The following is a 12,449-nucleotide window of genomic DNA, read 5'->3' as shown; positions in this document are numbered from 1 at the left end:
ATGCGCTCGCTCAAGTTCGTCGTTCCCTTCGTCCTCTTCCTCGTGCTCGCGGGCTTCTTCGCCGTGGGCCTGCAGCGCGATCCACGCGAGATCCCCTCGCCGTTCATCGACAAGCCCGCGCCGGCGTTCAAGCTCGAGCAGCTGCACGACGCCGCGAAGCCCTTCACGCCCGAGGACATGAAGGGCCGCGTGTGGATGCTGAACGTGTGGGCCTCGTGGTGCGTCTCGTGCCGCGTCGAGCATCCGCTGCTGGTCGAAATGTCGAAGCGCAACATCGTCCCCATCGTGGGTCTCAACTACAAGGACCAGCGCGACGCGGGCATGCAGTGGCTCACGCGCTTCGGCAACCCGTATGTGCTCTCCGCCTACGACTTCGACGGCCGCGTCGGCATCGACTACGGCGTCTACGGCGTGCCCGAGACCTTCGTGATCGACAAGATGGGCGTGGTCCGCTACAAGCAGATCGGCCCGATCACGCCCGAGGCGCTGGAGGGCAAGATCCTCCCGCTGCTGAAGAAGCTGCAGGCATGAGGGCGCTTCTCGCGATCCTCGCCCTCGCCTTCACCTCGGCCGCGTTCGCGCAGGTTGGAGCCGCGGGCCCCGCCAATCCCGATCCCGGGACCGAGCAGCGCCTGAAGCACCTCGCCGAGGAGCTGCGCTGCCTCGTGTGCCAGAACCAGACCATCGCCGACTCCAACGCCTCGCTCGCGATCGACCTTCGCAACCAGATCCGCGGCCAGATCGCCGCCGGCAAGAGCGACGGCGAGATCCGCGACTACATGGTCCAGCGCTACGGGGATTTCGTGCTGTACAAGCCGCCGTTCCAGGCGAACACGCTCGCGCTGTGGATCGCGCCGCTGGCGCTGCTGGTCACGGGGGTAGCAGTGTTCCTGGTGGTGGTGCGCCGCCGGAAGGCGCAGGCCGCTCCGGCCGCGCCGAGCCCCCGGCGCGCGGAAATCGAGAAGCTGCTGGACGGGCCCTAGCGAGCTTCCAGGTAGCCCAGTTCCGACGAAGCCTCGCCGGCGATCTCGAGCACGAGCTTGCTCAGCTCTTCCTTGCGCGTGCCGAGGATCGAATCCTCCGCGCCCCAGATGCCCATCGCCGCGACTACTTGCCCGCGATGGTCGCGCAGCGGCGCCGCGATCCCGCAGATGCCCTGGCGCCACTCGCCGTAGTTCACCGCGAAGCCGCGGTTACGCGCATCGGCGAGGTCGCGATCGAGGTCCGCGCGCTGGGTGCGCGTGCGCGTCGTGAAGCGGCGCAGCAGCCCGAAGGCCTGCTTTACTTCCGCATCGTCGAGATACGCGAGGATCGCCTTGCCGGTGGAAGCGCACGCCGCGGGAATGCGGCTGCCGATCGTGGTCATCGCCTTGATCGGCTGCGGGCCGTCCACCTTGTTCACGTACACCGTGTAGCCCGCGTCATAGACGGCGAGCTGGACCGATTCCTTGGCGCGCGCCGCGAGGTCGCGCAGCTTGGGCGCCGTGACCGAGACCAGATTCGCGTCGTGGACCAGCACCGAGCCCATTTCCCAGAGCTTGAGCGTGGCCGAGTAGCGGCTGGTCGCCTCCTCCTTCGAGACGTAACCCAGCTCGGTCAGCGTCGAGAGCAGCCGGTAGACGTTGGGCTTGGTGAGGGACAGCTCGCGGGAGAGGTCGGTGAGCCGGCGCGGGCCGCCCGACTTGGCGAGCGCCTCGAGGACATCGAAGGCCTTGCGGACGGTTTGTTCCATGGCGGGAGTTTCGGCTGGCAGAATGGCGTGCCGAAAATTGTACCGCAACGACCCGCCCCGGCCTCCCGCAGATGTTTCACAACATGACTGGCCGGTCCGGGAGTTCGTTGGCCGACATTCCGTCTGGCGGGAAGTGGGTGGCGAGGACTTCCGACACGGCCCGCACCCCGGCGACCGCCCCCTCCTCGAACCGGCCGGCCCGGAAGTGCGTTTCCATCATCGCCACGATCGCGGACCAGTCCGCGGCCGGGACCTTGCGCTGGATGCCGCGGTCCGCGACCACCTCCACGCGATGGTCGGCGAGGAGGACGTAGACCAGCACGCCCGAATTGGACTCGGTGTTCCACACCTGGAGCATCGAGAAGACCTCGATCGCGCGTGAGCGGGCGGTGAGCGCCGCCCAGAGCTGGCCGGTCGTGAGCTCCGCCTCGACCACGAAGCGCACCTGGCCGCTGTGGCGCTTCTCCTGCTCCGTGACCTCGTGCTGGATCGCATCGAGGGTCTTGTCCGGGAACGCGCGGCGCGCCCTCCACGGAGTCATGGCGAAATGCCGTGCGAAGCGCCCGAGATCCATCACCAGTTTCCCGACGCGCCGCCGCCGTCGAAGCCGCCCCCGCCGCCGCTGAAGCCGCCCCCGCCACCACCGCCGAAGCCGCCTCCACCCCCGCCGAAGCCGCCGCCGGGAATCCAGGCGCCGCCGCCGCTCCGCCCCTGGCGAAGCGCGTTGGTGCCCATCGAGATCGCGACGATGAAGGCGATGACGGCGCCGATCACGCCCGCGATGAGCGAGCCCAGGATGAGCCAGGCGCCCACGCCGGTGATTCCGCCCGTGGCGAGCGCGCTGCCCGCGCGGCCGACCATGGGCCGCAGCATCATCGCGACCACCGGCACGCCGAAGAACGCGAGCCAGAGGAAATCGAATCCGGACGACGGGAGGGTATCGACCTTGCGCGAGGTCGTGCCCGCCTTGACCGGCGGCAGCGACTCCCCTTCGATCGCCTTCAGGATGGCGTCCACGCCCGCGTCGATGCCGGCGGCGAAGTTGCCGTCGCGGAACGCCGGCGTCACGCGCTCGCGGATGATGCGACCCGAGGTCGCGTCGGTGAGCGTGCCCTGCACGCCGCGGCCGGTCTGGATGCGGATCTTGCGCTGCTGCTTGGCGATCACGAAGAGCACGCCGTCATCCACGCCCTTGCGGCCGAGCTTCCACGCGTCCGTGACGCGAAGCGCGAAGTCCTCGATCGGCTCGGCACCGATCGTCGGCACCATCAGCACCGCGACCTGCGAGCCGCGGGCGGCCTCGAAGGCCGCGAGCTTCGCCTCGACCGCGGCGAGCTCGGGCACGGTGAGCGTGCCCGTCTGGTCGATGGCGTGGGCGGTGAGCTTCGGGACGGGAACGAGCGCGTCCTGCGACAGCGCCGCGAACGAAGCGGCGGCGAGCAGGCCCGCCGCCAGCCACGCCATCGGGGCTCGAAGCCCCCGCGTCACGCTCATTTCTTGTTGAAGTCGACCTTCGGAGGCTCCGCGATCACCTTCTCGTTCTCGACCGTGAACGTCGGCTTCTCCTTGTAGCCGAAGATCATCGCCGTGAGGTTGGTCGGGAACTTGCGCGCGAGGACGTTGTAGTCACGCACGTCCGCGATGAAGCGGTTGCGGGCGACGGTGATGCGGTTCTCCGTGCCTTCGAGCTGCGTCATCAGGTCCCGGAAGAGCGCGTCGCTCTTCAGCTGCGGATAGTTCTCCGTCACCACGAGCAGGCGCGACAGCGCGTTCGAGAGCTCGCCCTGCGCGGCCTGGAATTTCGCCATCGCCGCGGCGTCGTTCACCATCTCCGGCGAGGCCTGCAGCGAGCCCACCTTCGAGCGCGCCTGCGTGACGCCCAGCAGCACGTCGCGCTCCTGCGCGGCGTAGCCCTGCACCGTCTGCACGAGGTTGGGGATCAGGTCGGCGCGGCGCTTGTACTGGTTCAGCACCTCGGCCCACGCGGCCTTCACCTGCTCGTCCTTCGATTGGAAGTCGTTGTAGCCGCATCCGCTCAGAACGAGCATCGCGGTGACGGCGAAGAAGCCCAGCAGCTTTCTCATGGTGGTCCCTTGTCTCCCGGAAGTTGGGGCAACGCGATGATGGGGATGGCCCGCCCCGAACACAAGGCGGAAATATTCACGCGACCTTGGCAAGGTGGCGGCGTGCGAAGAGGAGGTCTTCCCACGCCTTGGACTTGTCGGGGAGCGTGCGCAGCAGGTAAGCGGGATGGTACGTGACGATGAGCGGCGTGCCGCGGTAGGCGTGCACGCGGCCGCGAAGGCTGGCGAGGCTCGATTCGGTGTTGAGCAGGCGCGATGCCGCCGTCTTGCCGAGCGCCACGATCAGCCTGGGCTTGATGTGGTCGATCTGCGCATCGAGGAAAGGCGCGCACGCCGCGGCCTCTTCCGGCGTGGGGGTGCGGTTGCCGGGCGGGCGGCACTTCACGACGTTGGCGATGTAGACCTCGCGGCCGCGCGCGAGACCGAGGGCGCCGAGCATGTTGTCGAGCAGCTTCCCCGCCTGGCCGACGAAGGGCTCGCCCTGCTCGTCTTCCTCGGCACCCGGGCCTTCGCCCACGAAGAGCCAGGGCGCGGCTTCATTGCCGACGCCGAAGACGGTTTGCTTCCGCTGCCGGCAGAGCCCGCACGCCGTGCATTCGCGAACGGCGGCCTGGAGGGCATTCCAGTCGGCCGGGATCACTCTCGGGACGGATGCGGCGGCGGGTGCGGAAGTCGGTACGGCCGCGGGCGCCGATACCGGCGCAGGCGATTGCGAAACGCGAGCGGCCGGAGGCGCCGCACTGGCGGGCGCGACGGCGGGAGATGCGGGCGCGGCCGTCGACAGGCCGTAGAGCCCGGCCACCTCGAGGAGCTCCAGCTCCTTCAGCGAGCGCGTGTCCATGGCTACAGGGTGAGGCCGAGGAACAATGCGTCCTCGCGCCCCAGCGTGGTCGGGTAGTAGCTCGGGCGGATCGCGATCTGCTGGAAGCCCATCGTGCGGTAGAGGTGGCGGGCCGCGACGTTGGACGGCCGCACCTCGAGGTAGACGATGCCGCACGCGGCGTTGCGCGCGACTTCCACCATGTGGCGCAGGAACGCGCGGCCCACGCCCTGGTTCTGCCAGTTCTCGGCGATCGCGATGTTGAGCAGGTGCGCCTCGTCCAGCGCGATCATCAGCACCGCGTAGCCGATCACCGTCTCGCCGTGGCAGACGGTCCAGCAGTCGTAGCCGGCGCTGAGCGAGTCGCGGAAATTGCCCGCGCTCCACGGAAAGGCGTAGAGCTCCTTCTCCAGCTTCGCCACCACCGGGAGGTCCGCCGCGCGCATGGACCGGTAGTGCATCTGGGGGATCGGGACCGCGCTCACCGCTTCGCCTGCCTTTCCTCGGTCGTGAGGGCGACCTTGTCGCGCAAGTATAGGGGCGCGGCACGCTCGGGCGGCACGCCCATTCCCCGAGCGAGGCGGCGCGCGGCGAGGCGCGCGATGGCGCCGGCGCGCGGCAGGTCGTTCTCGATGCGCATCGCGATGGAATCGCGGTAGTGCTCGCGCAGCCAGTCGAAGCGGTCGAAGCCGCTGCCGCTCGCGACCCAGGCACGGCCCGGCAACGGCGGAAGCGAGGCGCGGTCGGCCAGCATCGGCGCGATGATTTCGTTCCAGTCGTTGCCGTTGCGCGCATAGGCGGCGAGATAGGTCTCGTCCATGCGCGCGTCGAAGGCGACGATGACGCGCCCTTCGTTCGCCTGCTCGGCCAGGGCCAGCAGCGACGGCACGGGCACGACGGGCTTGCCGGCGCCGAAGGCCATGCCCTGCGCGATGCCGCAGGCGATGCGGATGCCGGTGAAGGACCCCGGCCCCTGGCCGAAGCCGATGCCATCCAGGCCCTGGGGAGTGAGGCGCGCGCGCTCGAGCAGGCGCCGGATCATGGGCACCAGGAGCTCGGAATGGCGGTTCTCGGCCAGGGCTTCCTCCAGGAAGAGCTCCTCGCCGCGCAACAAGGCGGCGGAGCACAACTCAGTGGAGGTCTCTACGGCAAGGAGGTTCACGGCACGGCGGGGAGCGGGACAGGCTCCATTATACGGCGCCGGGAATCCTTCTACATATCGTTATTATTTAATGCCTTACAAACGATATCTAAACCAATATATTAAGAAGATCGAAACGGCCTTGGAGCACCGCGGCCGGGTCCATTCCCCACCATCGGTCCAGGAAGGTCGCGTAGTAGCTGCGGAAATCCACCGCGAACGGCAGGTTGCCGTTGCCATCGAGGCGGTCCAGCCGAGGCGGGGTCCCGTACATCCCGCCGCGGACCTTGCCGCCCATCACGAGGTGGACGCTGGAGGTGCCATGGTCGGTGCCGCCGCTCTGGTTCTCCGCCGGGCGGCGGCCGAACTCCGAATAGGTGGCGACCACGGTCGTGTCCCATCGGCCGATCTCGACCAGTGCCTCGCGCAGCGCCCCGAGCCCCTCGCCCAGCTGGCGCAGCAGGTTCGCGTGCGTGCCGAGCTGGTTCGCGTGCGTGTCGAAGCCGCCCAGGGTGACGCGGATCACGGCAATGCCGAAGGGGTTGGCCGCGAGCTGGGCCGCCGTGCGGATGGCGTTGCCGAAGGCCCCGGTGGGAAACGCGGCCTGGAACGTGCGGCCCGCATTCAGCTTTTCGGCCGACTGCACGATCTCGCGCTCCACGCGGAGGATATGCGCGAGCGAGGGATTGCGGCTCTCGGCCGCCTCGTCCCGCGCGAGGCGGGCATTGCGCAGGAATTGCTCCGGATTCGTGAGCGCGATGGCACGCCCGGCTCCGGTGAGCGGTCCCATGTCGGCCGCACCCACCACGACGCCGTCGGCGGCGAAGGCCGCGGGCGACGGAGATTTTGCGAACGCGCGGGCGAGCCAGCCTTCGTCGAGGTACTCCTCGCTCTTCGAGGCCGTGTCCCAGATCTCGATCGAGCGGAAATGCGAGAGGTTGGGCTGCGGGTACCCCACGCCCTGCACGATCGCGAGCTGCTTCGCCTGCCAGAGCGGCACGAGCTTCTCGAGCGAGGGATGCAGCGCGGCCGTGTCGGTGAGCTTGAGCACCGCGTCGCGATCGAGGGCGATGCGCGAGCGCAGGCGCCGATACGTTCCATCCGCATACGGCACGACGGTGTTGAGCGCGTCGTTGCCGCCCTTCAGCTCGACCAGGACCAGCAGGTTGCGCGAGCCTCCTGCGGGAGCCGCGAAGGCGACGGAGCCGACCGTTCCCGACAGGGGGAGCGCGGCGGCGAGGCGGAGGAAATCGCGGCGCTTCATTTGAGCTGGTAAGCCGGATCGTTGACGAGCGCACGCAAGCGCTCCGCGCCTTCCGCGCCTTCGGGCGGTGCGTTGACCGCGGCGGTGGCGAGCACGAGCGATTCGACCTTCGTGCCCTTGCCGAGCTTGCGCGACCAGCGGTCCCAGTCGAAGGCGTAGGTCTGCATGCCGCGGTCCATCGCGCGGCGGTAGCGCGCCTCGAGGCCCTGGGCCGCATCCGGCACGGCCTTCTTCGTGTCGGCCATCGTCGTCGAGTCGGAAGCCGCACGCATCGTGGGGGACTCCACCATCGTGTCGCTCCCGCGGAAGATGCGCTCCATCCATTGCTTCCGGCCGAGCAGCGTCGCGGAGTTGATCCACGCCTCGCCGCCGGGCCAGCCCTTCACGTTGGGCGGGGACATCGGGTTCTGGCCGAGGAAGGCGGAGGCAAGCACCGCGGGCCGAAGCGTTGCGGGCTGGATCTCGAACGTGCGGAGCGTGCCGACCACGAGCTCGACGGGCGACTTGATCAGGGCCGCTCGCTGCGCCGGATCCCAGAAGGCGTCCGAAGCGAGCATCGAGCGCATCAGCGGCTTCACCTCATAGCGCGCATCGCGAAGCACCGCGCCGAGCCGCTTCACCTCGCGCGGGTCGGGCGTGGGGGAGACGAACTCCTTCCACAGCTTGGTGGCGAGGAACTCCGCCGTCTCGGGCCGGGCGAGCAGGATGTCCAGCACCTGGTCGCCGTCGAAGCGGCCGGTCTTGCCGAGCACGGTCTTCTCGCCGCGGTCGTGGAATGCGGGGCGGAACATGAACTCGAGCGTGTCGCGATCAAGGCTCCAGCCGGTGAAGGCACGAGCTGCCTCCTTGATGTCCTGCTCGCGATAACCGTGGCCCTCGCCGAGCGTGAAGAGCTCCATCACCTCGCGTGCGAAGTTCTCGTTGGGCGCAAGCTTCCGGCTGCCGGCGTTGTCGAGATAGATCAGCATCGCCGGATCCTTGGCCACGGCGTGCAGCATCGCTCCGAAATTACCGAGCGCCTCGCGGCGCAGCAGCACGTTCTGGCGATACATCAATTGCGCGTTGCGGACCTTCTGCTGGCTGGTGGCGAAGTGGTTGTGCCAGAAGAGCGTCATCTTCTCGGTGAGCGGCGACGGGGTGCCTATCATCTCGGCCAGCCACCACTCGCGAAGCTGCAGGCCCTGCTCCACGTTGAGGCGCTGCTGGCGCATGCGGTCCTCGGCACTCAGAGCGCGGTACTTGTAGAACGGCATGGGCGGCGTGTCGACGAACGCGGGCGCGGGTTGCGCGGCCTCGCGGCGCGCTCCGGAGAGCACGCGGTCGACGGCCTGCGTGCGGGTGAGGGCCGCGAAATCGCGGACCTCGGCATCGGTGGCGCCGAAGCCGACACGGTTCAGAAAATGGCGGGCGCCCTCGTAGCCGATGGCCTGCGCGGAAGCGCCGGCGGATGCCACGAGGAGCAGGAAAGAAAAAAGCGCGCCTCGAAGGACAGGAGTTTTCGAGGCGCGCATGGAGACCATCCTACGCTTTACTTCTTGGCGTGCGCAGCGCGGGCGGCCGCCAGCTCGTCTTTCGAGAGCAGGCCGTCCTTGTTGGTGTCGATCTGGTCGAAGTGCCCGGCCAGGCGCGGCGCGTTGGCGGCTTCGGCCTTGCTGATCTGGCCGTCGCCGTTCGTGTCCATCTTCTTGAAGTGCTCGCCCGCGCGCTGGGCGTGGAAGGCGCGCATTTCGTCGGCGCTGATCTGGCCGTCCTTGTTGGCGTCGATCGCGTCGAAGTTCTTGGCGAGGCGCGGGTTGGCCTTCGCCTCGTCGCGGCTGATCATGCCGTCGCCGTTGGCGTCGGCTTTCTTCAGCGAATCGCCGCGTCCGCCGTGGTCGCCCGCGAGGGCGGAGAAGGACAGCGTGGCAGCGAGGGTTGCAGCAAGAGCAATGGCTTTGTTCATGATGTCGTCGGTTCCTATGGTGAATGCGTTGTGCGTCTGGAACTCCCTTTGGCTGCGTTGGCCGCAAGCTTAGGCGTTCAACGGTGCTCAACTGTGAGCGGTGGACCGCGGGGAGGTAACGAAATGCAAGCGCACATTGCAACCGACACTCTTTCTAACAATTGCTTACAGTAGGCACCGCGGAGGCGCTCCCGCACCCACTTACGATGGCATCCATGCAAACCGCACAACGACAGAAGGTGCTGGTGGTCGACGACGACCTGCGCCTGAGAGACCTCCTCAAGCGCTACCTCACCGAGCAGGGCTTCGCCACCGACACCGTGTCCGACTCGCCCGCGATGGACCGCCAGCTCCAGCGCGTCCGCTACGACCTGATGGTCCTGGACCTCATGCTCCCGGGCGAGGATGGCCTGGCCATCTGCCGGCGCCTCCGCGCGGGCGGCGCCACGCTGCCCGTGATCATGCTCACCGCCAAGGGTGACGATGTCGATCGCATCGTCGGCCTCGAGATGGGTGCGGACGACTACCTCGCCAAGCCCTTCAACCCGCGCGAGCTGGTCGCGCGCATCAACGCCGTGCTGCGCCGGCAGGGCCCGGCGCCGGTGCCCGGCGCGCCCGCGGGTGAGCCGAAGGCGGTCGCGTTCGGGCCGTTCACGCTCGACCTCGCCACGCGCCTGCTCGCCAAGGATGGCGCGCCCATCGCGCTCACCACGGGCGAGTTCTCGCTGCTGAAGGTGCTGGTCGAGCACGCGCGCGAGCCGATGTCGCGCGACAAGCTGATGGACTTGGCACGGGGCCGCGAGCACGAGAGCTTCGACCGCTCCATCGACGTCCAGGTCTCCCGCCTGCGCAAGCTCCTCGAGGAGGATCCGAAGGAGCCCCGCTACCTCCAGACCGTCTGGGGCTACGGCTACGTCTTCGTGCCCGACGGAACACCGCAGAAATGAGGTTTCCCGGCTCCATCATCTGGCGGATCCTCGCCGTGGTCGTCGTGGCGCTCGGCGTCTCGCAGGTCATTTCGATGTACCTGCTGCACGAGAACGTGACGCGCCCGCGGCAAGTGGCCGGCATCGGCGCGTTCGTGAATCATTTGAAGACGATCCGCGCGGCCATGGAGACCATCCCGCCGCAGTCGCACGATACGTTCATCGCCAAGATCGCCGAGCGCGACGGCATCCGCATCACGCCGGTGCGCGGCGACGAGCGCGCCACCCCCGCACCCGACGTGCCGCCGGTGAACGTCTTCCGCGAGCGCATGAAGCAGATCCTCGGGCCCGAGTCGGAGCTCTACACGCGCCCGACCGAGCGGCGCTTCTTCTTCATCCGCTTCCCGGCGGGCGGCCGCGAATACTGGATCGCCTTCCCGCGCACTCGCGTGCAGACCGATCCCGTCGGCGCCCTGGTCGGCTGGGGCGTGGCCGGCATCCTGATCGCGCTGCTCGCGGCGTTCTCGATCGGCCTCTGGCTCACGCGCCCGTTGCAACGCATGGCCCGCGCGGCCGAGGCGATCGGGCGAGGCGGCGATCCCGAGCCCATCCCCGAGAAAGGCGCGTCGGAAGTACGCGCCGTGGCCCGCGCGCTGAACCAGATGAAGGATGATCTGCGCAAGCAGGAGCGCGACCGCGCCACGTTCCTCGCGGGCATCTCGCACGACCTGCGCACGCCGCTCTCGCGCCTGCGCCTCGAAACGGAGATGCTCGGCGTCGCCCCGGAGACGCAACACGCGATGGTCTCCGACATCGAGGACATGAACGCGATCATCGACCAGTTCATCGACTTCGCACGCGGCGAAGCCTCGGAGCCGCTCTCCAACGTGAACCTCGCCGAAGTCGCGAACGGCGCCAAGCTCCGCGCCGAAAGGCTCGGCGGCCAGGTCGAGGTGGAAGCAACACCGGGGCTTCCACCGCTGCGCCTTCGTCCGCTTGCCCTGCAACGCGCCATCGACAATCTCGTCGGCAACGCGTTGAAGCACGGCGCGGGTCCTGTCGTCGTGCGCGCCTCGCGCTCCGACACCGGCTTCATGTTGAGCGTGCTCGACCGCGGATCGGGCATTCCCGATGCGATGGTGGAGCGCCTGAAGCAGCCCTTCACGCGGCGCGACGAGGCGAGGAGCGGCCAATCGGGCGCGGGCCTCGGGCTCGCGATCGCCGATCGCATCGCCGTCATGCACGGCGGCAAGCTCGAGCTGCTTCCGAGGGAGGGCGGCGGCCTCGAAGCGCGCATCGTTCTCCCCGCGGTCTGACACGACAAAGGGGCGCACGCCGGCAATAACGGGCAGACTGGAGCCTTCACGGACCTTAAGGGGAGGCCCGATGGCGGGCGGTGCAAATCCGGTCAAGGCGATCCTGTACGCGCTCGGCGCGAACTTTGCGATCGCCATCTCGAAGTACTTCGCGGCCTTCGTCACCAACTCGGGCTCGATGCTCGCCGAGGCGGTGCACTCGACGGCGGACTGCGGCAACCAGCTCCTGCTGCTGCTCGGGCTCAAGCTCTCGAAGCGCCCGCCGACGTCCGACTATCCGCTGGGGTACGGCAAGGAAACCTACTTCTGGTCCTTCATCGTGGCGCTCATGCTCTTCAGCGTGGGCGGCCTCTTCTCGGCGTACGAGGGCTGGCACAAGCTGCACGAGCCCGAGCCGCTCGGCTACCCGATGCTCGCCCTGGGCGTGCTTCTCTTCGGCATCGTCGCCGAGGGCTTCTCGATGTGGGGCTGCATCAAGGAAGTGAACAAGCTCCGCGGCGAAGACTCGCTGTGGCGGTGGTTCCGCACCTCGCGCAACTCCGAGCTGGTGGTGATCTTCGGCGAGGATCTCGCCGCCCTCCTCGGCCTCGTGCTGGCGTTCTGCGCCGTGCTTGCCACCTGGGTCACGGGCGATCCGATGTGGGACGCGCTGGGCGGCATCGCGATCGGCGTGCTGCTGATCGTGGTCGCGATCCTGGTCGGCATCGAGGTGAAGCAGATGCTCGTGGGCCAGGGCGTCGACGATCGCATCAAGAAGGAGATGATCGACTTCGTGTCTTCCCAGCCGCAGGTCGATCGCGTCCTCAACTTTCTTTCGATGCAGATGGGTCCGGAAGCGATGGTCGCGCTGAAGGTGAAGATGAAGCCGGCGGGCACGGACACGGCGCTGATCGACAACGTGAACGCGGTGGAGGCGAAGTTCCGCGAGCGTTTCCCGGACGTCGCGTTCCTGTTCATGGAACCGGACCACCACGACTGACGCGCGCGCACGGCTGCTAGACTCCCCTCATGAGCCCCCTCAAGATCGTCGCAATCCTCCTCATCGTGGCCGGCGGCATCGGCCTCGCCTACGGCAGCTTCAGCTTCACCAAGGAGACGCACTCCGCGAAGCTCGGTCCCATCGAGCTGTCGGTGAAGGAGAAGGAGACCGTGAACATTCCCACATGGGCGGGTCTCGGCGCGATCGCGGCCGGCGTCGTGCTGCTGGTCATCGGCAAGAAGTAG

16 protein-coding genes are annotated in these 12,449 nt (G+C 68.2%); 6 read left to right on the top strand and 10 right to left on the bottom strand.

The annotated features are described in order from the left end of the window. On the top strand, positions 1-531 hold the full coding sequence (locus DSM104443_RS10000; RefSeq protein ID WP_171091789.1) for a DsbE family thiol:disulfide interchange protein: 531 nt from the start codon (positions 1-3) through the stop codon (positions 529-531). Next, positions 528-983 carry a cytochrome c-type biogenesis protein gene (locus DSM104443_RS09995; protein ID WP_171091788.1) on the top strand — a complete coding sequence of 152 codons (456 nt, stop codon included), beginning with the start codon at positions 528-530 and terminating at the stop codon, positions 981-983. Before DSM104443_RS10000 ends, DSM104443_RS09995 begins: the two co-directional genes overlap by 4 nt. Here the strand turns inward: DSM104443_RS09995 and DSM104443_RS09990 are convergent. The 10 genes from DSM104443_RS09990 to DSM104443_RS09945 form a co-directional block, all read right to left on the bottom strand. Continuing rightward, a complete protein-coding gene (locus DSM104443_RS09990; protein ID WP_171091785.1) occupies positions 980-1,732 on the bottom strand; it encodes an IclR family transcriptional regulator in 753 nt (250 codons plus the stop codon). The two genes, DSM104443_RS09995 and DSM104443_RS09990, sit on opposite strands and share 4 nt — an antisense overlap. A gap of 76 nt (positions 1,733-1,808) precedes the next feature. Beyond that, entirely contained in the window at positions 1,809-2,273 is a 465-nt protein-coding gene (locus DSM104443_RS09985; RefSeq protein ID WP_246232812.1) for a TPM domain-containing protein, read from the bottom strand. A 32-nt stretch (positions 2,274-2,305) separates the two neighbouring features. Next, the gene (locus DSM104443_RS09980) at positions 2,306-3,226 is read right to left on the bottom strand and encodes a TPM domain-containing protein (RefSeq protein ID WP_212757083.1); all 921 of its coding nucleotides are present in this window, start codon (positions 3,224-3,226) and stop codon (positions 2,306-2,308) included. Further along, a complete protein-coding gene (locus tag DSM104443_RS09975) occupies positions 3,223-3,816 on the bottom strand; it encodes a LemA family protein (RefSeq protein WP_171091782.1) in 594 nt (197 codons plus the stop codon). Before DSM104443_RS09975 ends, DSM104443_RS09980 begins: the two co-directional genes overlap by 4 nt. Before the next feature lie 76 nt (positions 3,817-3,892). Next, positions 3,893-4,657 (bottom strand): uracil-DNA glycosylase, encoded by a 765-nt coding sequence (locus DSM104443_RS09970; RefSeq protein WP_171091780.1) that lies wholly within the window; start codon positions 4,655-4,657, stop codon positions 3,893-3,895. Between the two features lie 2 nt (positions 4,658-4,659). Continuing rightward, a complete protein-coding gene (gene rimI, locus DSM104443_RS09965; RefSeq protein WP_171091778.1) occupies positions 4,660-5,121 on the bottom strand; it encodes a ribosomal protein S18-alanine N-acetyltransferase in 462 nt (153 codons plus the stop codon). Then, on the bottom strand, positions 5,118-5,765 hold the full coding sequence (tsaB, locus tag DSM104443_RS09960) for a tRNA (adenosine(37)-N6)-threonylcarbamoyltransferase complex dimerization subunit type 1 TsaB (RefSeq protein ID WP_246232809.1): 648 nt from the start codon (positions 5,763-5,765) through the stop codon (positions 5,118-5,120). Before tsaB ends, rimI begins: the two co-directional genes overlap by 4 nt. 121 nt (positions 5,766-5,886) lie before the next feature. Beyond that, a complete protein-coding gene (locus DSM104443_RS09955; RefSeq protein ID WP_171091776.1) occupies positions 5,887-7,041 on the bottom strand; it encodes a DUF1501 domain-containing protein in 1,155 nt (384 codons plus the stop codon). Continuing rightward, positions 7,038-8,552 (bottom strand): DUF1800 domain-containing protein, encoded by a 1,515-nt coding sequence (locus DSM104443_RS09950; RefSeq protein ID WP_171091775.1) that lies wholly within the window; start codon positions 8,550-8,552, stop codon positions 7,038-7,040. Before DSM104443_RS09950 ends, DSM104443_RS09955 begins: the two co-directional genes overlap by 4 nt. 17 nt (positions 8,553-8,569) lie before the next feature. After that, entirely contained in the window at positions 8,570-8,983 is a 414-nt protein-coding gene (locus DSM104443_RS09945) for an EF-hand domain-containing protein (protein ID WP_171091774.1), read from the bottom strand. Between the two features lie 215 nt (positions 8,984-9,198). Between DSM104443_RS09945 and ompR the strand changes: the two genes are divergently transcribed. The 4 genes from ompR (at position 9,199) to DSM104443_RS09925 (ending at position 12,449) form a co-directional block, all read left to right on the top strand. Next, a complete protein-coding gene (ompR, locus tag DSM104443_RS09940; RefSeq protein WP_171091772.1) occupies positions 9,199-9,930 on the top strand; it encodes an osmolarity response regulator transcription factor OmpR in 732 nt (243 codons plus the stop codon). After that, positions 9,927-11,225 carry an ATP-binding protein gene (locus tag DSM104443_RS09935; protein ID WP_171091770.1) on the top strand — a complete coding sequence of 433 codons (1,299 nt, stop codon included), beginning with the start codon at positions 9,927-9,929 and terminating at the stop codon, positions 11,223-11,225. The genes ompR and DSM104443_RS09935 overlap by 4 nt, the downstream gene beginning before the upstream one ends. Positions 11,226-11,295: 70 nt before the next feature. Then, complete coding sequence (locus DSM104443_RS09930) at positions 11,296-12,204, top strand: cation diffusion facilitator family transporter (protein ID WP_171091769.1); 909 nt, start codon at positions 11,296-11,298, stop codon at positions 12,202-12,204. Positions 12,205-12,233: 29 nt separating this feature from the next. Beyond that, the gene (locus tag DSM104443_RS09925) at positions 12,234-12,449 is read left to right on the top strand and encodes a hypothetical protein (protein ID WP_171091767.1); all 216 of its coding nucleotides are present in this window, start codon (positions 12,234-12,236) and stop codon (positions 12,447-12,449) included.

It is taken from the genome of Usitatibacter rugosus (assembly GCF_013003965.1).
GTDB classification, from domain to species: domain Bacteria; phylum Pseudomonadota; class Gammaproteobacteria; order Burkholderiales; family Usitatibacteraceae; genus Usitatibacter; species Usitatibacter rugosus.
This window is presented reverse-complemented; position numbering and strand designations above follow the sequence as displayed.